Below are 21820 nucleotides of genomic sequence, written 5' to 3'. Positions count from 1 at the left end.
TCGTTTTACGTCATTCGGTGACGCCCGCCTCACCCACCGCGGGCGTCACCGGTCGTCGCTGGCTTACAGGCCGGCATCATCCTGCACGCCCTGCACGCCCACGTCGTCACTCATCGGCAGGTCATCCACATCGTCGCTGGAGGCATCAACAACAGGGTCGTCCGCTGCCAGCAACAGGCTGCTGGTAGCCAGGCTGGCCGCCGCCACGTCGGGATCCCGGGTGAGCTGGAACGAGGCCAGATCCTGGGAGCCGCCGTTGAAGGTCAGCCTGAGCACCTGCACCCCCGCTTCAAGGTCCAGGGTCATCGCCGCCGTGTCGACGAAGACACCCCAGTCACTGGTCACCGGCGTGGCCACGCTGCCTTGCTCGTAGACGCTGCCATCTTTTTCCAGCGAAGCGGTGATGCTGCGCCCGCCATTGGGGCCCGAGGTCACGAAGGACAGGGTGTGGCTGCCCGCCTGCTCCACGTTGATGGTGTACTCGAGCCACTCGCCGTTGTCGATCCAGCCCACGGCGTCGCCCTGCCCCACGATATCCACCGGCGTATCGCGGAAGTTGCTGCCGAACTGCTGCGGGGTCAGCTCGTTGTAGGCTTCACCCTGCTCGCCCTCGTCGAACAGCACGGCGTCAAGGGACAGGCCATCGTCAGCGTCCACCAGCCAGGCGTTACCTCCTGCATTGAAGGCCTGTTGGCCGTCCTTGGACAGCGAGAAGCCCTGCAGGTCCATGGACCCGCCGTTGAAGGTCAGGCGCAGCACCTGCTCGCCGGCCTCCAGCGTGACCTGGGTCGACGCGGTCTCGACAAAGTTGGTCCAGCTTCCGGTGGGATCCACCTCTACCGCCCCTGCCGTCGCGTAAGGCGTACCATCGCCCTTGGTGAAGCTGGCGGTGATGCTGCGTTGGCCGCCGGCGGTGGTGCCGAGGGAAGCCAGGAAGGCGAGATCATAGGTGCCTGCCTGCTCCACGTTCAGGGTGTACTCGACCCACTCGCCGTTCTCGATCCAGCCGATGACGCTGCCACCACCCGCCAGGTCCACCCCATCGCCACGGGGATTGGTACCCAGCTGTGCCTGACTTGAGTCGTTGTAGGCGACTCCCTGACCGCCTTCGTCGTAGTTGACCGCCTCCAGGTTGAAGTCCGACCCCACCTGCCAGGGCGTACCATCATCGGTAAACGCCGACTGGCCATCGTCCACCGGCTCCACCAGATCCAGGCTGAAGGAAGCCAGGTCGAGCTGACCGCCGTTGAAGGTCAGGCGCAGGACTTGTTCACCCTCTTCCAGGTCAAAGCTCAAGGGCCCGACGTCGGTGAAGGTGGTGAAGCTGCCGGTGTTGGGCAGTGCCACCGACTGATTTCCCGTGTAGAAGGCGCCATCCTGCTCGAACGCCGCGGTGATGGTCTTGCCACCGGCCACCGCCGAGGTCGAGAAGTTGAGCACATAGGTGCCCGCGGTCTCCACGTTCAGGGTGTATTCCACCCACTCGCCGTCGGCGACAAAGCCGATGGCCAGCGACGGGGTCGAGATGTCCACCGCCTCGTCAGAGCGGAAGGCATTGCCGCTATGGGTGGTGTCCGAGTCGTTGTAGGCCACCCCCTGGCCGCCGTTGTCGTAGAAGCGCGCTTCCAGATCCAGGCCATCGGCGCCCACCGCCCAGGCGGTCTGGGTGTCATTGAAGGCGGTCTGCGCGACCGGCGTCGGGTCATCAAGGAAGTTCGGCGTCCCGTCACCGTCATCATCATCGTACAGATCCACCCGGCCGTTGCCGTCGGCGTCCTCGACGCCGGTCGGATCGTACGGCGTGACGTTCTGCACCAGGAAGATGTTGTCGTTGTAGTCGTAGTTCACCCCCGCGTAGTCCTGGATCACGATGTACGTGTCCGGAATCACGTTGCCGTCGGCGTCCTTGGCCACGTACACCCGGATCAGGTGTCCGTCGTTCTCGTCCCAGTTGAGGTTGGCGCCGGGTATGCCGATGGCATCGATGGTGTCCTCGTACAGGTTGGCGTCGGGATCCGACCAGGAGATGTACCCAGGACGGTCGGAGATCTCGGCGTAGAAGCCGAACGGATCATCCCGATCCAGGGTCGCCACCGCCAGATTGTCGCCATTATTGAGGGTGCGCGGCAGCAGGGTCTGACCGTCGGCCTCGTCGTGGGCGATGATCTCGCTGATGTCGCGGCTGTCCACGTCATGGATGAACAGTCGGGCGATGTCGCCCTGGCCATGGTAGGCCGCGAGCTGGGTGATGGTGATCGGCGAGGCCCCGTCGGCGCGCTGGAAGAACGGCGCCAGGATCTCGTCGCCGTTGGCTTCCACCAGGCCACCCTGGTTCATCTGCCCCTCGGCGACGTCGGTGGTGTAGCCAAAGGCATTGACGATCTCCTGCACCGTCGGCTCCTGACCACTCTCGGACTGGTTCTGGCTGATACCGGCCAGCTCGATCACCTTCTCGGCCTCATCGGCGTCACTCGAGCTGATGATCAGACTGGCCTCGTACAGCGAGCCGTCATTGGGGTCATCGGCGATAAAGCGCACCGTGACCTCCACCGACTCACCGGGCTCCAGCACCACGGCGCTGAAGGCCTGGGTCAGCTCGAACAGGCTGGGGTCACTGACCGCCACAGCGTTGATGGTCAGCGCATCGAAGCCGTCATTGGAGAGCGTGATGGTGACCTCGTCATGCACTTCCTGGGCCGCATTGACGGGGTTCTCGATACGCGACATCACCAGGCGATCGTTGGACGGAACGCCATCATTGTTGGTGACCGTGAGCGAGCCGCCGGAGACCGGCTTGACGCCTTCGATCACGAACACGTTGTCGTTGTAGTCATAGTTGATGCCGGTGTAGTCCATGATCCCCAGGTAGGTATTGGGAATCACGTTGCCATCTTCGTCCAGGGCCCGGAACATGCGCACCGTATAGCCGCGCTCGATGCCATCGGCATCCGCCGGCGGCGTGCCGCCCCCGGAGGGGTTGAGCGACGGATCGGTGGACAGTCCCGCCACCTCGATACCGAACACCTCATCACCGGCCCAGCCATCGGGGATGGTCCCTCTGCCGAAGGTCGCGGTGGCGAAGTTGCCGTTGTTGACCAGCGGCAGCAGGGTCTGATTATTGTCTCCCTGGTGGTTGGAGAAGATGATGTCCTGGCCCTTGTTGCCCGGCGCATGAATGCCCAGCGTCGCCCCACCGTTGCCATGGAAGGCCGCCAGCTGGGTGATCTTGGCCTGGTCCACGCCATCGGCCAGGGACCAGTAGCGCGACAGCACCTCGTCGTCGTTCACCGGACGGTACAGGTCAAAGTCGTTGAGCACCGAATTCTCGCCACCTCCCACGGTGGTCAGTCCAGCGATGCGGTTGCCGAAGCCGAATACCTCCCAGATCTCGTTGACGTTGGGTTCCCAGCCGCCCTCGTCACGGGCCTGCCAGAAGCCGGCCATGGCGATCTCGGCCACCGGCGAGTCGGCGTCGTTGGTGACCAGCCGAATGCGGCCTTCAAACACCCCGTCACCGGCGTCATTGGCAGGAGGCGTGTAGGCGTCGCGGTCGAACAGTACCGTCAGCGTGAGCGACTGCCCGGCGGCCAGGGTCAGGCCGTCGAACGCGCCCGGATCGGCCAGCACGAAGGGCCCGTCGATCTGTGCCTCGAGGATATCGAGCGGTTCACTGCCACTGTTGCTGATGGTGACCGTGGCGCTGTCCTTGAACTCGCGGTCCGGGTTGGAGGCACCGTTGTTCTCCAGATAGCTGAAGTGCAGCCGGTTGGCGTAGAAGGCCGCGTCACCACTTTGCACCTCGATGTCGGCGTTGGCGTTACCCGCCAGCGGCGTGACATCCAGGTAGTCCAGATCATCCGCGCCATCCACGGCGGACACCGCACGCAGGTTGTACTCGACACCGGCCTCGAGCTCGACATAGACGCCCTCTTCGCCGGCATCGCCCACCCCCGGATAGGCCAGACTGTCGACGGCCTGACCGTTGAGTGTCAGCGCCAACGACCCGCCATTGTCGCCACCGGCGTTGGCCGCCAGGTCCAGCCGATAGAGGCCATCGCTGTCTACGGTGAAGTAGAAGTCCGCGGTCAGTTCATTGACGGTGCGGGCGCTGGCGCCATCCTCAAGCTCGATCCGCGCGCCGTCGGACACGTCGGCGTAAACCGGGATGAACACATCCCCACCACTGTCCGGCACCCGCAGCAGGTCGATGTTCGGCCCCACGGCTCCCGGTGCGGTCAGGGTGATGGTGTTGCTGCCCGCCTGCAGATTGACCAGCACCTCCTGGAAGAACCAGTCATCCTCGTCGTCATTGCTCTGGCCGACGAAGTTGAGCTGGCCCAGGTCCGTGCCATTGATGGTCAGTCCCAGCGGGCGGTCGGCCTTGCTGGCGGCAAGCGCATAGCGGAAACCGATCTCGTAGCTGCCGTCTTCGGCGACATCCACCGTCCAGGTGATGGTCTGATCGCCGCTGCCATCGAAGTCGACGAAGCCATCGCCGGAGGCGTTGCGGTCATCCTGACTCTCCGGCACGAACACGGCACCGCCCAGCACGGCGTCTTCGGCCTCGTAGACGGTGAAGCCCGGCGTGGCGTCCTCCTCGCGCAGGATCTCCAGCTGGTCGATGTTGGGCCCGGTGTCCTGGGTCGCCTGGAAACGCACGGTATTGAGGCCGGCGGCCAGGTCCGCGGTGATGTCCACCGTCAGCCAGTCGGACCAGCGCGCGTCAGGATCGGTGATGCTGGAATCCTGGCTCGGCGGGAAGGACACCACCCCCACCGAGACGTTGTTGACGAAGACCTCCAGCGGGCGATCGATGTCCGAGCCATTGCCATAGCGCACCCGCAGCACCGACTCGCCGGCCTGGGCGGGGTCCAGCTCGAAGCTGAAGGTGATGAAGTCGACGTTGGTGCTGCCGAAGTCGGCATAGCCCCCCGGCACGCCATCGTCATCCACGGTGTTGCCATCCAGGCCAAAGGCGCCGGGACGCAGGCCATTGGGCAGGTTCTGGTTGGTCTCCGGATTGTTGATATCGCGGATTTCAATCTCCGCATCGGCGCCGGTGGCGATGGTCACCGAGGTGCCATCGTTCGGCGTCACGTCCTCGGCCTGGATGGTCAGGACGGTGATCAGGTCATCGTCCGGGTCCGGATCGCCGGGATCGGTGGTGCCGCCCGGCACCGGATCAAGGCGGATGATCTGACTCTGGCCGTTGCCTCGGTTAAGGGTCAGCAGATACAGCTGGCCGGTGGCGGGGTTCTCGATGATATCCAGCGGATCGACGTAGGTGATGACGTTGCCGTCGGGATCGCGCAGCACGTCGTCACCGATGACGTTGCCGTTGGCATCCAGGGTGATGGAGCGCACGTCGTCACCGCCGGAGTACTCGGTGAACAACACGTTGCCCTGCAGGTTGCCGCCGAACACACCGCTGGTGTATTCCACCGCACCGTTGGGCGAACGGTTCTCGCCCAGCGAATAGACCCCGGCGATGTCATAGGTGCCCTCGGGGTTGGTGCCCGTCGGGTACTTGTCGACCTGATTGGGATCATTGCCACCGGTGGGGTTGCCGCCGTTCAAGATGTATTCGTCACGCAGCGGGTTGGGATGGCCGTAGTAGCCGCCCTCCTCGATGCGGAACAGGTAGTCATCCTGCTTCTCGACGTTGGTGTAGCGCTCGTCCTCCGGCGTATTCGGATCATCCGGCACGTTGCCGCCGGCGGCCGAGCCGTTGGTCGGCACGTACAGATAGCCGTTGGAGTGCCATACCAGGTCGTAGGCGTTACGCGCCCCGGTGGCGAAGATGGTCAGCACCGCATCGGGAGCATAGGGGTCGTAGTAGGACTCAAGCACATTGCCATCGGCATCCTGCACCGTGGCGACGCCACGATCATCAAACACCAGGAACTCGCCATTACCCATAGGAATGGGGTCGTCCTTGGGATGGCCGTCCGGATCATCGAAGCGCTGGTTGAGCCCGTTGTCGGGCAGCGGCTCGGTGGTCACGTCGAAGGGGCCATTCGACACATCGCGGGTCGGATCGATCTCCATCACCGCCGCATTCAACAGCCGCTCCGGGCGGTTGCCCCAGGCGCTGTCCGGCTCCCCCATGGCCGAGTTGGAGCCCTGGATCAGGTACAGCAAGTGGCTCGGCACATCCGGGTTGGTGTCCGCGTCGTAGTCCGGGTTCACCCGGAACTCCAGGCTGTTGGTGACGTGGTCACCGTTGGAGCGCGGAAGGCCGGTGATGTAGGCCTCGGCGGTGCCGGAGAAGCCGGGTCCATCGTCCAGGGTGATCTTGGTGATGCGACCACTGAAGTCCGGCACCCCGTTGTCACGTCCCGACAGCGGGATCGGGTAGTTATCGGTGATCCACAGCACATTGGGGTCGGTGGGATCGACCACCAGGCCAATGATGCCCCGCTGCTGGGTTTCTCCCGGCTGATCGAAGTAGTCGTTGGGCAGACTCAGCTCCAGCCGGTTGGACAGTGAACCATCGATGGGGTCCACGTCGTAGCGCAGCAGCTGGCCACTGATGGTGGCGATATACATGAAGGCGCCGTCGGGGCTCATCTCCAGCGAGGTGAAGCCGAAGGCCCCATCGGCAGCGCCGTTGAGCTCGACCACATCATTGAAGGCCACATCACGGGCCACGATCTCCGGCTCAGGGCCGGTGACGAAGGTGTTGGTGTACTTCTGGAACTCCCTGGTCGGCGCGCTGGCATCATCGTTGGGGCCGCGATCCTGGAAGCCATCGATCACCAGGGTGTAGCTGGTGAAAGGCTTGAGCGACTGGCTCGGCGAGATGGTCAGGGAGTCGAAACCACCGGTGGTGTTGGCATTGAACGTGACCTCCTGGCCGGTCACGGTTTCGAACAGGCGGATGGAGCCGTCGGCCAGGCTTTCCAGCAAGGCCCCGCCGCGGCCGTCCACCACCGAGATGCCGACGAAGATATCAGAGGTCGGGTCTACGCCGGTGGGGATGCTGCCGTCGTCCGGGTCGAGGTCGACCTCCACTTCGTTCTGCCCCACCCCGGCGATGGCTCGGGCGTCGGTGAAGAAGGCGTAGTCCTCGACCGCCTCGCGTCCATCTCCTGGCGTCAGATCCGGCAACGCCTGGATCTCGATGTACTGGATCTCGGTGTTCTCGTTGTCGAGTCCCATGGAGTCCAGGGTCAGGCGACCGTCGGTGACCTGAACGATGCGGGTCACCAGGTCGGAGCGCACGCCCTCGGTGTCATCGGCAGGATTGCCGTCCGCAGGGAAGTCGTCCGGGCGGAACGGGGTGAAGGGGTCGTTGAACAGCTGTCCTTCGGCATTGAGCACATTGTTGCTGTCGTAAGGCCCACTGGTATCGCCGATGGAGATGGTGACCTCGTAGTAGCCATCGTCGAGCTCGATCTCCCAGCCGGCGCGCACATAGTTGCCGGGCTGGTCAAAGTGCGCATAGGTGCCCTGGCGCGGGTCGAGTCCGGCGATATCGTCGGTGCGGTCATTCACCGCCACGCTGGTCAGCGAGCTGATATCCAGCGGCTCGGTGCCTGGGTCACTATCGTAGATCGACTCTTCGGTGACCCAGCCGTACTGGTGCACCTGGCCATCCACCGTCACCGACTGGGTGCCAAAGGCCTTGCCGTTGTCGGCGATGTAGCCATCGGGTACCGCGGTGCCTTCGGGCTGGAAGTTGATCTTCACCGAGAAGCGTTCGCCTGGCTCCACCGGGCGCGGCGGCGCTACGCCGTCACGGCTGACGGTGACCAGGTCAATGTTGGGGCCCGCGGTGCCCTGATTGGCCAGGCGAATGGTGTTATCGCCGGCCTCCAGCTCCACCTCGATGGTGGTGGTGGTCCAGTTCTCCCAGCCCACCGGGTCGCCGCCGGTGGAAGCGAAGGCCAGGCTGCCCTGGCTCGCCCCGTCCACCAGTACCGTCATCGGACGGTCGGCGCCATTGCCCGCACCGTTGGCGTAGCGCACCTCCAGGGTGTAGGTCCCGGCCTGGTCCACGCTGACCTGAAATTCCGCGGCGTCGCCCACGTCGCCGCCCATGTCCAGATATCCGGCACCGCTGAAGCCATCCCACAGTCCGTCCGCGCCTGCCGCGGCGTTGGTCTCGGGGTTGCTCGGGTCGCGCACCTGGGTATCGCCATCGACGTCGACGATATCCAGCGCCTCGCCTTCGATGCTGAAGCTGAAAGGTGGCTGGGTCACGCCGTCGTTGAAGTCGAATACCACCTGGTCGATATTCGGGCCGTTCACCGCGCCAGCGGGAATGGTCAGGGTGAAGGTGTTGGCGCCCTCCACCAGCTCCACCGTGACCTCGAGGGTCTGCCACTCTTCCCAGGGCTCGGTGACACCGGTGGCATTGGGGAAGCCGAGCTGGCCCTGGCCACTGCCATTGACGGTCAGATCCAGTGGCCGTGGGGCGTCACCGCCGTTGGCGAAACGAATGGTGGCGGTATAGCTGCCCGCCTCCACCGCGTTGACGTTGAAGGTGATCTGGTCACCGGGGTTGGTACCAAAGTCGAGATAGGCCTCGCCCACCGCGCCAGGGCGGTAGTTGCCAAAGTCATCAGGGTTGGCCGAGTCGACCACCCGGGTGACTTCACCCTGGGCGGTGCCACCGACGTCGACGATGTCGGCGTCCTCTGCCTGCAGGGTGATCGGCGCTACCACCACAGCGCCATCGTCGTAGCTGACGACCTCATCGACGCTGGCTTCGTTACCTGTTGCGTCGGTGACGATCAGCGTCACCGTGAGATCGCCACTTTGGTCATCCAGCAGACCGCTGAGGTCCAGGGTAACGTTGCCCGAGGCATCCGGCGTCACCTCGGTGCGAGTGGCGCCGCCGTCGTAAGACACCTCGACGGTGGTGACGTCGTCATCGACACCGGACACATTGAACACCGCCGTCGCCAGCTGGCTATCGTCCAGGCTGTCGTCGGCGGCCACGAGGGCCAGATCGCCGTCTTCATCGGCGCTGTCATCGATCACGATGGGCCCACTTCCGCCCTCGGTAACCTCGATGCGGTCAATGTTGGGGCCGGTGTTGGCACCTGCCGGGATCGCCAGCGCAATGGTGTTGCTGCCCGCCTCCAGGGTCACCGTGATGGTCTCGAAGGCCCAGTGGTCGAAGCCTTCTTCCGGGCCTGTGCCATCCGGGTCGGTGCTGGCCATGGCAAGCCCCAGCGGATCACCACCGTTGATCACCAGATCCAGCGGGCGATCGGTATTGGTGGCGTAGCGCACGTTGATGTCATATTGCCCGGCCTGGGCCACATCAACCTGCCAGCTGATGTTGTCTCCGGGGGTGTCGCCAAAGTCCAGGTAGCCGCTGCCGGAGAATCCCGGTCGCAGACCGGTGGGCTGGTTGGGCTCCGGGTTGCTGGGATCGCGAATCTGGGTATCAGCGTCGTTGGCATCCACGTCGAAGCTTTCTACCGCACCATCCTCGGCCTGCAGCGATAGCGGCGAGAAAGGTGCTTCGTCCACATCATTGACGCTCACCGACACCAGCTCGCTGGTCGTCAGGCCATCGTCGGTGACGCTGACCTCGACCTCGTAGACGTTGTCCTCGTTGGCGTCCACCGCCAGCTCGAAGTCACGGGCCGAAGTGAAGCTGAGCACCCCGGTATCGGGATCGATGGTAAACAGCGGTGCGTCGATGCCACCGGTGATGGCGAACACCGGTGCGCTCAGCGCGGCAGGCTGACCGTCTTCATCGAGTACCGCGATGGCGCCGATCTCGGTCAGGTTCTCGTCCACGTCGAGCGCCGTCTGTGCGATGGACAGGCTTTCGTTGAGGTCGTTGACCGTGATCAGGGTCGCCTGGGACACGCTGTCTTCCCCGTCGCTGACGACCACGGTGACTTCGTAGACGCCGTCTTCATCGGCGTCGACCGCCAGTTCCGCATCGGGCGGGTTGACGAAGCTGAGTACGCCGGTGGCCGCATCGAAGCTGAACAGCGGCGCGTCGACGCCTTCCAGGGTCACGCTCAGGGTGTCACCATCCAGGTCGTCCAGGGTGAGCGTCGCGACCGCGCTTGAGTTCTCGTCGACGCTGACACTAGCGCCAAGCCCGGTAATCGTGGGCGCGTTGTTGACCGGCTCTTCGATGCGCTCGAACGCTACCGAGTCGATACGCATCAGCTCGCCGCCCTGGCCACGCAACTCAAGCCCCAGCTGCGAGTCGGCGGTAATCTCGACCGCTGTCTCGAACACGATCGCCTTGCGGTTACCGCTCTGGCCGGCGTTGCCTCTGGCGCCACTGCCCACCAAAGTGCCGAAATCGTCGCTGAGCACCACGTCGGAGGTCAGGCTGTCACTCGACAGATGGCGAGCCTCGAGCGCCGTTCCATCGATGGACAGCGTCAGCTCGCCCTCTCCGTCGGTTTCATCGAAGACGTAGAGGGTGACCCGATACCAGCCTGGCTCGACCCCGGCTGCCGCCAGGTCGGTGCCGATGGCGGCAGGCGCGGTGCTGGTCAGGCGAATCAGCTGGTCGTTGGAGGCACTGGTATTGGCGGTGACGATCAGGTTGGCGGCATCCAGGTCACTGAAGGCTTCCGTCTCGATGGTCACCACATCACCGATATCGGTACCGGCGATCTGGAAGTCGAGCACCTGGATGGCCGACAGGCCGCCCGGATCGGAGGCCCGCAGCGTCACGCTGAAGGCCCCACCCTCGGTCGGGGTGCCCTGGATCACGCCATTGACCAGCTCAAGACCCGGGGGTAGGTCCTCAACGCTCAGCGTCAGGTCGTCCCCGTCGGGATCAGAGAACAGCACAGCGTAATCCGCCAGGGTAATCTGGACGAAGCTTTCGCCCACCTCGCCGAAGAATGGCTCCAGCGCGGCGGGCTCGGCCACCGGCGCGTCGTTGACGTTCTCGATGGTCAGCACAAAGCTGTCGGAGGTCTCGAACTCCCCGTCGTCGGCAAACAAGGTAACGGTATAAACTCCCGGCACCATGTCGTCCAGGCTGCCGCCCAGTACGCTGCCATCGATGGCAAGACCAGCGGCGTCGACGGGCGCGCCGTCGCTGTCGGCCACCTCGAAGCGATAGCTCAGGTCGTCGCCATCGGCGTCTTCGAAGGGCAGGTCCACCTCCAGCGTTGCGCCCTCGTCCAGCACCAGGTCAGCGACGCCGCCGCCGACCACCACCGGGGCCTGATTGGTGTCCACGGTGGTGGCTTCGCTTAGCGTCACATTGGAAAAACGCGCACTGCCCTTGGCGCCAAGGTCATCGTCATTGACGAACACCAGGGAGTCGATGGTCGAGCCGGCCAGGGACGACAGGTCGATGGTGAAGGTCAGGACGCCATCGCCATCATCATCGGTGCCTTGTCCCCGCAGGTCGATAAAGCCCTGCTGGGTCTGGGTGCCGCCCAGCTGGAACAGGCTGCCGCCACCACCGAAGGGGTTGTCGTCCGGGTCGATACCGACGGCGATGATCTCCGATACCGGGGAGCTCGAGGCATCCAGTTCCAGGGTCAGCTGTGTATCCGCGGTAATCTGGTAGCTTTCGCCCAGGGCCACCCGCTTCCATACGTTGTCGGTCAAGGCCAGGGTCGCCCCTGCATCCTCCGACGCTGCGCCAGTGCCTTGGCTGGGGTTGTCCTGATTGCCGCCGTAGGACGTGATCGGCCCCGCGGCAAAGTCCAGCGTCAGCGGAGCATCGCTATCGTCTTCCAGGGTCACCTGGGTCGAGGTAGTGGCTTCATTGCCGGCCACATCGGTCACGTACAGCACAATGGGATGACTGCCGCCGCCCAGACCGGACAGGTCAAGCTGCAGGCTGTCGCCATCGACCCCGACCGGGGTGCGCGTGGCGCCGCCATCCAGGCTGACCTCGACGCTGTCGGCGTCAGCATCCAGCCCAGCCAGGGTAAAGGTCACGGCGGCACTATCCGCCTGGGACACCGGGTCTGCCGGGCCGGCCAGTGCCAGATCGCCGCCTTCGTCGGCGGTGGTATCCAGGGTCAGGGCCAGCTCGCGAGTCCCACGGTTGCCATAGGCGTCCATGACAATCAGGGTGGCCGACAGCGGACCGTCGGCCTGACCGGAAAGGTCCAGGCTGAAGGCACCGCTGGCGTCCGGAGTGACCTCCTCTACATTCACGCCGCCATCGAAGCTCAAGCCCACGTAGACGATATCGTCATCAAGCCCCGCGACGGTAAAGGGCACAGCGTCGACGGTTGCGGCGTTGACCACACTGTCAGGCGTGGTAAAGGCCAGGTCATCGCCCTCGTCCCCTTCCACATCGCCCACCGGGCCGGAGCCCGCCGTGGTCAGCTCAAGCCGGTCGATATTGGGGCCGCTGCCGGCGCCGCTGGGAATCGCCAGGGTGATGGTGTTGTCGCCCGCCTGCAATGCCACCGTCTGGGTCTGATAGGACCACACGTCAAAGCCTTCCGGCGCTTCGTTGGTGGCATTGGGGTCGGTAGTGACGAAGGCCAGGGCGCTGGCGATACCGCCGTTGACCGCCATGTCCATGGGCCGGTCGCCGTTGCTGGCGTAGCGGAAGTTGAGGTCGTACTGACCCGCCTCGGCCACGTTCACGGTAAAGGTCAGACTGTCGCCGGGCACGCTGCCGAAGTCCACGTAGCCGGTCCCGGAATAGTCAGGACGCAGGCCCTGGAAGCCGGTCCCGTCCTCGGGGTTGGCCGGATCACGCACCAGGGTGCCCGCATCGTTGCCGGCGCCAAGCTCGGCGTCTTCCGCCTGGACCACCTGGGGCGCAATGTCGGGCCCGGTGACCGCGGCGCTGACCAGCACCAGCTCCATCTTGTCGATATTGGGGCCATTGGTATAGCCGCCCAGGCGCAGGGTGTTGCTGCCGGCGGCCAGCTCGACCTCCACCGTCTCGACCGTCCAGCCTTCCCACTGGCTCTGCAGGTTGCCGCCGCTCGGGCTTGGGCGGTTGGCCGCGGCGATATCGGCTTCGGTATCGTCCGGGTAATAGACCGGCTCCAGGGTCGGCGCAAAGTCAAAGGTGGCCAGGGTGGTGGTGTTACCGCCGTCGACCAGCATCAGGTCCAGTGGGCGGGGGGTGGACGTCGCGTAGGTGATGCTGATGGCGTAGGTGCCAGCGGTGGCGATGTCCAGGGTAACGTCGGCAGTGGCGTTGGCATTGTCAGAGGCCCAATCCAGATAGGCTTCTCCTTCGGCACCGACCCGGAAGGTCTCGTTGCCGGTGGTGAAGTCAGCGATGGTGTCGAGGGTGGCCACCCGGTTGGTGTCACTTTCTTTCACGTCCTCGGCGGGCGACAACAGCATATCTTCGCCCTGAACCACGTAACGGTCAGGGTCCGGGGCGGTGATCTCGAGATAGTCGATGTTCGGTCCGCTGGCGCCGTTGGAAGTCAGGGTAATCGTATTGGTGCCCTGCTCCAGGGTCAGTCGTACCGGCTGGGTCAGCTCGAAGTTGGTGAAATCGTCGCCGGTGGAGGTCAGGTCGAACATGCGGTCGAACAGCTCACCGTTGACGTCCAGGCGCAGCGGGCGATTGCCGGCGCCCATGGCGTAGCGCAGCACCAGGTCGTATTCACCGGCCTCGGGCACGTCGAAGGTAAAGGTCAGGCTCTCGCCACCGGCCACCCCATTGCCATAGTCCACGTAGGCATTGCCCTCGGCGTCCGCCGCGTCCGGGTTGGTCGGGTCATCCACCACCGCGATGCCGGTATCTCCGGTGATACTGGCCGAGGCACCGTCACTGGCATCGTCATCTTCGGCCTGGATGCGCAGCGAGAAGCCCACGGGGGCCGCCAGGGCCACTATTGAGGGGGTTGCGGCCGCTGCGGGCAGGGTGTCTGACGAGGGGTCTGACGAGGGAGCTGACGAGCTGTCTGGACGGCTGTCTTGAGAAGCGCCTGGAGAAGTGTCTGGAGAAGTGTCCGGAGAGGCGTCTTGAGAGCCACCTGAAGCAGGCCCTGAGGACGCTGCGGCAGAGCCCGCCGCCCCTGACGCGCTGTCCATGTCAGCGCCGTCGCCTCCCCCACCGCTCGCGCCCGCCTGCGGGCCGTGGCCATCCTGCGCTGACGATCCCGGATCGTTGCCCACGGCTGGGTCGGTTGGCTCAGGGTGGCTTGCCACAGGATCCGTGGAGCCTTGCTGCTCTGCTCCATCATCGGCATCGGCCTCGGCGTCCTGCACCAGCACTTCACGCAGGGCGGCAACACCGGGGAGCAGCGCTCCTCTGGCGTCGAGCGCCTCGATCATCATTCCCAGCTTGCCAATGGGGGGCGTCGGTAATTGCTCGAACACGAAGGGTCTTTCGAATTTCTCGAAGACGCTTCTCGCTCCTGACGCGTCTTCCCATGTCATGCGCACGGCCGCGACAGCCTCTTGCCAGCGCCCGGGATGGGGCGCCACCACCACGTCATGCAACTCGAAATCTTTATTTAGGAAATGCGCCTTGTCTTCCAGGCGTTTTTGAAAGGACTTGCGACCGCGACCAACAAATGACATGGAAAACATGAGCTGTCCCCTGACGATGATATCGGATGATCAGTCCTTGACGAACCACATTTTATTGTCGGCATCCACTGCCAAAGCTTGGTCTTATTTACGACTACCCTTGCATTGCTGAGGTAACGAATGTTTCCGCGATTCGCGAGAACATCCTTTCCTCTTTCTGGTGCTCTTCTGGTCTTACCCTTACTGACCACACCCTTGGAACCCACCCATGGAGAAAAGCTGTCACTCGGCACTATGTTCCACTAGCCAAGCCCCACTAGCCAAGCTCCACTAGCCTCTATGCTCCACTAGCCACCGTGCTCGAAACAGCAAAACTCATAAGATGTAGCCCACCTTCACTGATTCTATAACCCCATCGACATACAGCAAGATTTTTTTGACAGCGCTAACGCTAACGCCACTTAGCCTTCAATAAAGGAAGATATGTAACGTTCAAGCCATTGTAAAAATTGACTTTTTTAGTTATCTAAACTGAAAACACTAGACTTCATATTTTAAAAAATTCAGTTAAATAGCACTAACAGCACCAGCAGTAACCAACCCAACGATGAGACTTAAAGTGTAAAAAAGCAGACTAACCTCCACTTTTCTCCAACACCCTTTATTCAGGGATACCATCGCATTCTTTCCTCTCTGCAAAAGTCGAAGAAAACATTGGCCTCATTGCCTTCATCGCTATTGTGGTTGGCCATATTTTCGCTACTATCCCATCGAGACCCATTTCCGTTTCATGGCTCTTTTTCACCATCATCACATCACCAGGACGGACCAATATCTCGGTACACTTCCGAGGGTCTTCAGGAGAACACTCAAGAGAACATCAATAGATCGAAGATGCGCCACACATCACTACAACAAGAAAACCACGGATAACGACAACAACACCATCCCCGCAAGAGGGGTGATGTCAGGGGGAACCATCATGGCTGCAGAGAAGAATGACCTGCGTAAGGTCCTCGCCTTCTGTCGAAGAAGCTTCGGCTATGTGGCGCTGTTCAGCATGTTTATCAACCTGCTGATGCTGGTACCACCGCTATATATGCTGCAGGTCTACGACCGCGTGCTGACCACCCGCAGCCAGGAAACTCTGTGGATGTTGACACTGGTGGTGGTATTTCTCTTTGTGGTGATGGGGGGACTTGAGCTGATGCGCTCGAGAATCCTGGTCAGGGTGGGTAACCGACTGGACACCTTGATCAGCCCACGCCTCTACGCCGCCATGTTCAAGCGCAGCCTGGCGAGCCCCGGCAAACCCTCCGCTCAGCCGCTCAACGACCTGACCAGCCTGCGCCAGTTCCTGTCGGGCAACGGGTTGTTTGCCTTCTTCGACGCTCCCTGGGTGCCGATCTACATCGGCGTGCTGGCCCTCTTCCATCCCTGGTTTGGGCTGTTCGCTCTGGTGGCCGGGATCATCCTCGCGACCATTGCCGTGATCAATGAACGACTGACCAAACCGCTGCTAACGGAGGCTAACGGTCGCCACGTGCAGTCACAGGATCTGGCCAACAGCAACCTGCGCAATGCCGAGGTACTGCATGCCATGGGCATGCTGCCAGGCATCCAGGGGCGTTGGGCAGCACGTCATCGCGAATACCTGGTGCTGCAGTCCATGGCCAGCGACCGCTCAGGCCTGCTGACCAACACCTCCAAGGTGCTGCGGCTGATGTTTCAGTCCTTGATTCTTGGAGTCGGTGCCTTTCTGGTTCTGCGCGGTGAGTTGACCCCGGGGATGATGATCGCCGGCTCCATTCTGATGGGCCGGGCGCTGGCCCCTATCGACCAGATGATCAATGGCTGGAAGGGATTCTCTGGCGCGCGTACCGCCAAGGGGCGGCTGGAAGCCCTGCTGGACGAGATTCCTGCCGATCCGCCGGCGATGCCGCTGCCAAGCCCGCGAGGACAGCTGACGCTGGACGACGTCAGCGCAGCGCCTCCCGGCGTCAAGCTGCCCACCATCACCAACATCGACCTGCGCATGGCCAAGGGCGAACACATTGCGGTGGTGGGGCCCAGCGCGGCAGGCAAGTCCACGCTGGCTCGGGTGGTGCTCGGGTTGTGGCCCACCCAGCTGGGGTGCGTGCGCCTGGACGGCGCCGACATCAATAAATGGGAACGCACGGCGCTGGGGCCGCATCTGGGCTACCTGCCCCAGGACATCGAGCTGTTCGATGGCAGCGTCGCCGAGAACATTGCGCGCTTTCAGGACGTGGACCCGGAACAGGTGGTGCGGGCCGCCCGTCGCGCCGGTGTGCACGAACTGGTGCTCAAGCTTCCGGATGGCTATGACACCTGGCTGGATCACGGTGGCAGCGCGCTGTCCGCTGGTCAGCGCCAGCGTATCGGCCTGGCGCGAGCGCTGTACGGCAACCCTGCCCTGATCGTGCTGGATGAACCCGATGCCAACCTGGACGATGCCGGCGAAGCGGCCCTGGCCCAATGCCTGATCGAATTGCGCCAGCAGGGCACCACTGCACTGATCATCACCCATCGTCAGCGCCTGCTGGCCAATGTGGACCGCATTCTCGTGCTCAAGGAGGGACGCGTGGCATCGCTCACGCCACCGGGGCGCCGAGAGCCGGTCTCCGCCGTGGCGGCGGGGGCAAGACGGGTCTCCCCCGTCACCACCCTGCGCCCCAGCGCACGTGGCAGAAGCGCGGCCGTGCCCGCTGAATCGGCGTCGCCGGTATCCACGGCGTCCACTGTCCGTCCCGACAGCAAGGAGACCTGATCATGAATCCCGCAGGTGCCCCTCAACAAGAATTGCCTTTGCAAGATCAACGTTACCGCCGCCTTGGCCTGCTCATCCTGCTGGTGGCGCTGGGCGGCTTCGGCAGCTGGTCGGTGATGGCCAGTCTGGCGGTTTCCGTCGTTGCCCCCGGCTCCGTCTCGGTGGAAAGCTTCACCAAGACGGTGCAACACCTGGAGGGCGGTATCGTCGAGCGTATCCATGTGGAAGACGGCAGTCAGATCGATGCCGGCGACGTGCTGATCACGCTGGATGACACCCAAGCCAGGGCCCAGAGCCGCATCGTCGAGGCGGACTATCTGATCGCCAGGGCCAGCGAGGTACGGCTGCTGGCCGAGCAGGCAGGAGCGGACCAGCTGGTGTTTCCCGACGCTCTGCGTCAGTCCGACAATGGCCGCGTCCAGGCGGTGCTGGGGGTGCAGCAGCGCCTGTTCGAGGTCCGTCGAGAGTCTCTGGACGGCACCCTGGCGGCACTTGATCAGCAGATTCTGCAGCTGGACGAGCAGATCACCGGGCTCGAGGCCACCCGCCAGATCACTCAGCGAAGGATCGACTCGCTCAATGGTGAGGTGGCCAATCACCGCAAGCTGTTCCGGGATGGACTGATCAGCAGCCAGCGGATGCGCGAAATGGAGAGGGAGAGCCTCGAGTACCAGAGCGACAATGCGCGTCATCTGGCCGAGGTAGCCCGACTGCGCGCGCAGATCAGCGAGAACGTGCTGAACAAGCAGATTCGCCTGCAGGAATTCCAGCAACAGGTCGGCGAGGCCCTGCGTCAGGTGCAGTCGGAAGTGGCCGATGCGGAGGAGCGCCTGGTAGCCCTGACCGATACCCTGAGACGCACGGCCATTACCGCGCCGGTGGCCGGCACCGTGGTGGGACTGAAGGTCCATACCCTGGGGGCGGTCATCCGCGGAGGCGATCCGCTGATGGATCTGGTGCCAATGGGCGATGGCTTTATCGTCGAGGCCAGGGTAGCCAACCACGACGTGGATCATCTGTACCTGGGACAGCCGGCGGAGATTCGCTTCAGCGCCTTCAACCAGCGTCTGTCCAACGTCATCGATGGCGAAGTCGTCCACGTCAGCGCCAACAGTTTCGAGGACGAAGCCACCCGAGAGCGCTACTACAAGGTGCGCATCCAGGTCACGCAACAGGGCGAGGCCAACATGACCGACAACATGCGCCTGATGGCCGGCATGCCAGCGGAGGTGATGATCCGCACCAGCGAGCGCAGCTTTGCCAGCTACGTGGCCAAACCGGTCACCGACATGCTGGCAAGAGCCATGCGCGAGGAGTAAAGACGACGATCCTGCGCCGAATGGGAAGCGGTTCAGCCTACACGCCCTGCCGCCGTAGCCAGCGTCTGTCCTGGGTCTGTCCTGGGTCTATAGTGAGGTAGAGACGCTGGTACGGCGATGCCACATTGCGGGGTTCGGCACGTGTACGACAATCGCACCAAGATGCTGCTGGTGGTGTCGAGGCGACTGCTGGTGTTCATCATTATCAGTCTGCTGGCCACGGCGGCCCTGTTCGCGGCAACGCTGTGGTTTCAGCAGCGCCTGATGATCTCGTGGCTGGTGTTCGAATGCGGCATCATCGGAGGCTTCGTCAGTATTCAGCAACGCTTGAAGCACATCTCGTCGACCGAACTGCGACTGCTCACCCAGTCCTGGGCGACCGTGCTGGTGGTGCCCATCTACGGAGGCACCTTTGCGCTGGTGTTCTACGCGCTTACCCTGGCCGGCCTGATCGAAGGGCACCTGTTCCCCAGCTATCACATCGCCGCCTTCCCCGAACCGCCTACTACGGATGACATTCTTCACTTTCTCTCGCGAACCTATCCCGCCCAGGGAGAGGACGTCGCCAAACTGATCTTCTGGTCCTTTGCCGCGGGGTTCTCGGAGCGACTGGTACCACAGATCATTCATCGCACAACGGACCGACAGCCTTGAGCCACGCTTTAGCCTGCGCTGCACTCGCGGGACGGCGTCACACCGCTATCAGGCGTTGAAGCGAACGGCTCCCAGGTCAGAGACGTCGTAACCGCCGAACTGTTCGGCCTGCTCACGCAGGCGGGGTTGCCGTGCGAACGCCAGCAGTCGTTGCAGCGGCGGCTCGAAGTAACTCCTGCGGCGCAGCAGCAGATCAAAGGACTCCTGCTGCAGCGGCAGGAAGGCGAGTCCCTGACGTCGCGCGGCCGCTTCGACACCAAGGCCCGCGTCTGCCCTGCCCTGGGCAATCGACAGGGCAAGATCATCCTCGCTCATGGCGGGTTGCTCCAGCAGGCCAAGGGCGTCCATCGAGATGCCCTGCCGATCCAGCAGTCCTTGCAGCAGGCGATGGGCCCCTGCGCCCTGCGGTCGTCGTGCCACCCGGACGTCGCCCCGGGTCAGGTCACCAAGACCCGAGATACCCAGCGGATTGTCCGCCGCCAGCATCAACCCCTGCTGGCGACGTGCCCAGTGGACAACGACCAGGTCACGCATGCCTCCCAGTCCCAGCTGCGCAGGATCGTTATAGCCGCCATCGGCATCCAGCAGGTGCGCGCCGACCACGCTCGCCTTGCCGGCCAGCAGTCGCTGGATACCGTCACCACTGCCCTGGCACAGGCTGGCCAGACCGCAGCCGCTCTCGCGCATGGCCCAGTCAAGCAGCGGATCCTGACTGCCACCGAGGACTTCCTGAGGTCCCACGCTGGCCGCCTGATCCCCCTCCAGGTGATTCATGACCCACAGATCCACCGCCTGCCGAGGGAACAGCAGTTTGCCGGTGGCCCGGCTACACGGAATCTGCCCCTGGCGCACCAGGTCATACACCTTGCGCGGCTTCAGGCGCAGATAATCCGCCACTTCCGAGGTGGTCAGATAGGTCGGGAACGCTGCGTCATCCATGGTCCTGCCTCCCTTTTGCTCTACGGGGCTGGTCGTCTGTCTCGAAGCGCTGGTTCACTGGTTCAGAACGAGCCACTAGCCGAAAGATGTAGCCAGTAACTATGCACGAAGATGTTTCAGGCTGCATAAATTTCAGTGCCCGGATGCGCATGCCGACGTTTCATCACATTATGCTGGTATATCAAGGGCATCCCGCGACCGCGGCGCCGTTCTGACCCTACCTGACCCGAGCCGAGATGACCGACTCCGCCTTTGCCACCGCCCTGGACCTGATAGTTGGACTGGATCCCGACCTGCTGGCCATCGTCAGCCTGTCCCTGCGCATCTCGCTGACGGCAGTCGCCATCGCTGCCGCGCTGGCATTGCCCCTTGGCGCGGCGCTGGCACTGTACCGTTTCCCCGGCCGCGCCCCGCTGATCATCGCCCTTAACGCGCTGATGGGCCTGCCACCGGTGGTGGCGGGCCTAATCGTCTATCTGCTGCTGTCCCGGGCGGGGCCCCTTGGCTCCCTGGGCCTGCTGTTTACCCCCACCGCCATGGTGGTGGCACAGGTCATTCTGGTCCTCCCGATTCTGGCCTCGCTGACCCGGCAGAAGGTCGAGGAGCTGCATGGCGAATACGCCGAGCAGCTGGCATCCATGGGGATTTCCCGAGTACGCCGTATCCCGACGCTGCTGTGGGACGCCCGTCTCGCGTTGATTACGGTCATGCTGGCGGGCTTTGGACGAGCCAGCGCCGAGGTGGGCGCCGTGATGATCGTCGGCGGCAATATCGACGGCGTCACCCGGGTAATGACCACCGCCATCGTGCTCGAGACCAGCAAGGGCAACCTGCCCCTGGCGCTGGGTCTGGGCATCGTGCTGTTGGCCCTGGTAGGGCTGATCAACGCCCTCGCCCACCTGATCGGCGAGTCCACCAGGAGGCAGCTGGGATGACCACGATGACGCTGTCGGCGCCAGCCTCGGCCCCTCGCCTCACCCTCGACCGGGTCGCTTTCTCGACCGCTGGTCAGCGCCTGCTGGGCCCCCTGTCACTCACTCTCGACGGTCATCGGCGCACCCTGATCATGGGCCCCAATGGCGCGGGCAAGAGCCTCTTGATGCGCCTTGCCCATGGCCTGCTCTCGCCCACTCAGGGACAGCTGCAATGGGAAGGTTCGGCTCCCCGCCAGGCCATGGTATTTCAGCGTCCGGTCCTGCTCAGACGCAGCGCCCTGGCCAATCTCGAGTATGCGTTGGCGGTGAATCATGTGCCACGCCGACAGCGGCGCCAGCGCGCCATCGCCGCCCTCGAGCGCTTTGGCCTGGAAAGCCTGGCCAAACGCCCGGCTCGAGTGCTGTCAGGTGGTGAGCAGCAGCGTCTGGCACTGGCCCGGGCCTGGCTGCTGGAGCCCGAGGTGCTGTTCCTTGACGAACCGACCTCGGCGCTTGACCCCGCCGCCATTCGGGCGGTGGAGAGTGCCATCGAGACCTTTCATCAGCAAGGCGTGCGGATTGTCATGTCCAGTCACGACATGCACCAGGCGCGCCGTCTGGCCGACGACGTCATCCTGCTGCACCGGGGCCGACTGGTCGAACAAAGCCCAGCCAACCTGTTCTTCAGCCGACCCGTCACCCAGGAAGCCAGCGCTTTTATCGCAGGAGAGCTACTGGACTAGATCGAGGCCACGGTGGTGACCACGCCTCAGGCCCATTCATCCACCGCACGA

General features: G+C 63.6%; 7 protein-coding genes. 5 read left to right on the top strand and 2 right to left on the bottom strand.

Annotated elements, in window-relative coordinates:
- Positions 1-63 precede the first annotated feature (63 nt).
- Entirely contained in the window at positions 64-14259 is a 14196-nt protein-coding gene (locus KUV41_RS15760) for a carbohydrate-binding protein (protein ID WP_222486708.1), read from the bottom strand.
- Positions 14260-15394: 1135 nt separating this feature from the next.
- Here KUV41_RS15760 and KUV41_RS15755 point away from each other — a divergent pair.
- The 3 genes from KUV41_RS15755 (at position 15395) to KUV41_RS15745 (ending at position 19173) form a co-directional block, all read left to right on the top strand.
- A complete protein-coding gene (locus tag KUV41_RS15755) occupies positions 15395-17200 on the top strand; it encodes a type I secretion system permease/ATPase (RefSeq protein ID WP_222486707.1) in 1806 nt (601 codons plus the stop codon).
- A 2-nt stretch (positions 17201-17202) separates the two neighbouring features.
- Positions 17203-18519, top strand: a complete 1317-nt coding sequence (locus KUV41_RS15750) for an HlyD family type I secretion periplasmic adaptor subunit (RefSeq protein ID WP_222486706.1) — start codon at positions 17203-17205, stop codon at positions 18517-18519.
- Positions 18520-18660: 141 nt separating this feature from the next.
- Positions 18661-19173, top strand: coding sequence for a hypothetical protein (locus KUV41_RS15745; RefSeq protein WP_222163102.1), 513 nt, complete (start codon positions 18661-18663; stop codon positions 19171-19173).
- Positions 19174-19221: 48 nt separating this feature from the next.
- On the opposite strand, the gene KUV41_RS15740 is transcribed toward KUV41_RS15745, so the two are convergent.
- Complete coding sequence (locus tag KUV41_RS15740; RefSeq protein ID WP_222486705.1) at positions 19222-20112, bottom strand: helix-turn-helix transcriptional regulator; 891 nt, start codon at positions 20110-20112, stop codon at positions 19222-19224.
- A 236-nt stretch (positions 20113-20348) separates the two neighbouring features.
- Between KUV41_RS15740 and KUV41_RS15735 the strand changes: the two genes are divergently transcribed.
- On the top strand, positions 20349-21047 hold the full coding sequence (locus KUV41_RS15735; protein ID WP_222486704.1) for an ABC transporter permease: 699 nt from the start codon (positions 20349-20351) through the stop codon (positions 21045-21047).
- Positions 21044-21769 (top strand): ATP-binding cassette domain-containing protein, encoded by a 726-nt coding sequence (locus KUV41_RS15730; protein ID WP_261396070.1) that lies wholly within the window; start codon positions 21044-21046, stop codon positions 21767-21769. The genes KUV41_RS15735 and KUV41_RS15730 overlap by 4 nt, the downstream gene beginning before the upstream one ends.
- Positions 21770-21820 lie beyond the last annotated feature (51 nt).

This window comes from Halomonas sp. DP8Y7-1, assembly GCF_019801685.1.
Taxonomy (GTDB): domain Bacteria; phylum Pseudomonadota; class Gammaproteobacteria; order Pseudomonadales; family Halomonadaceae; genus Halomonas; species Halomonas litopenaei_A.
This window is presented reverse-complemented; position numbering and strand designations above follow the sequence as displayed.

What these genes read in the sequence shown, in the direction of transcription:
- KUV41_RS15740 (WP_222486705.1), bottom strand. Translation starts at nt 20,112, where the DNA reads ATGGATGACGCAGCGTTCCCGACCTATCTGACCACCTCGGAAGTGGCG.
- KUV41_RS15750 (WP_222486706.1), top strand. Translation starts at nt 17,203, where the DNA reads ATGAATCCCGCAGGTGCCCCTCAACAAGAATTGCCTTTGCAAGATCAA.
- KUV41_RS15730 (WP_261396070.1), top strand. Translation starts at nt 21,044, where the DNA reads ATGACCACGATGACGCTGTCGGCGCCAGCCTCGGCCCCTCGCCTCACC.
- KUV41_RS15735 (WP_222486704.1), top strand. Translation starts at nt 20,349, where the DNA reads ATGACCGACTCCGCCTTTGCCACCGCCCTGGACCTGATAGTTGGACTG.
- KUV41_RS15755 (WP_222486707.1), top strand. Translation starts at nt 15,395, where the DNA reads ATGGCTGCAGAGAAGAATGACCTGCGTAAGGTCCTCGCCTTCTGTCGA.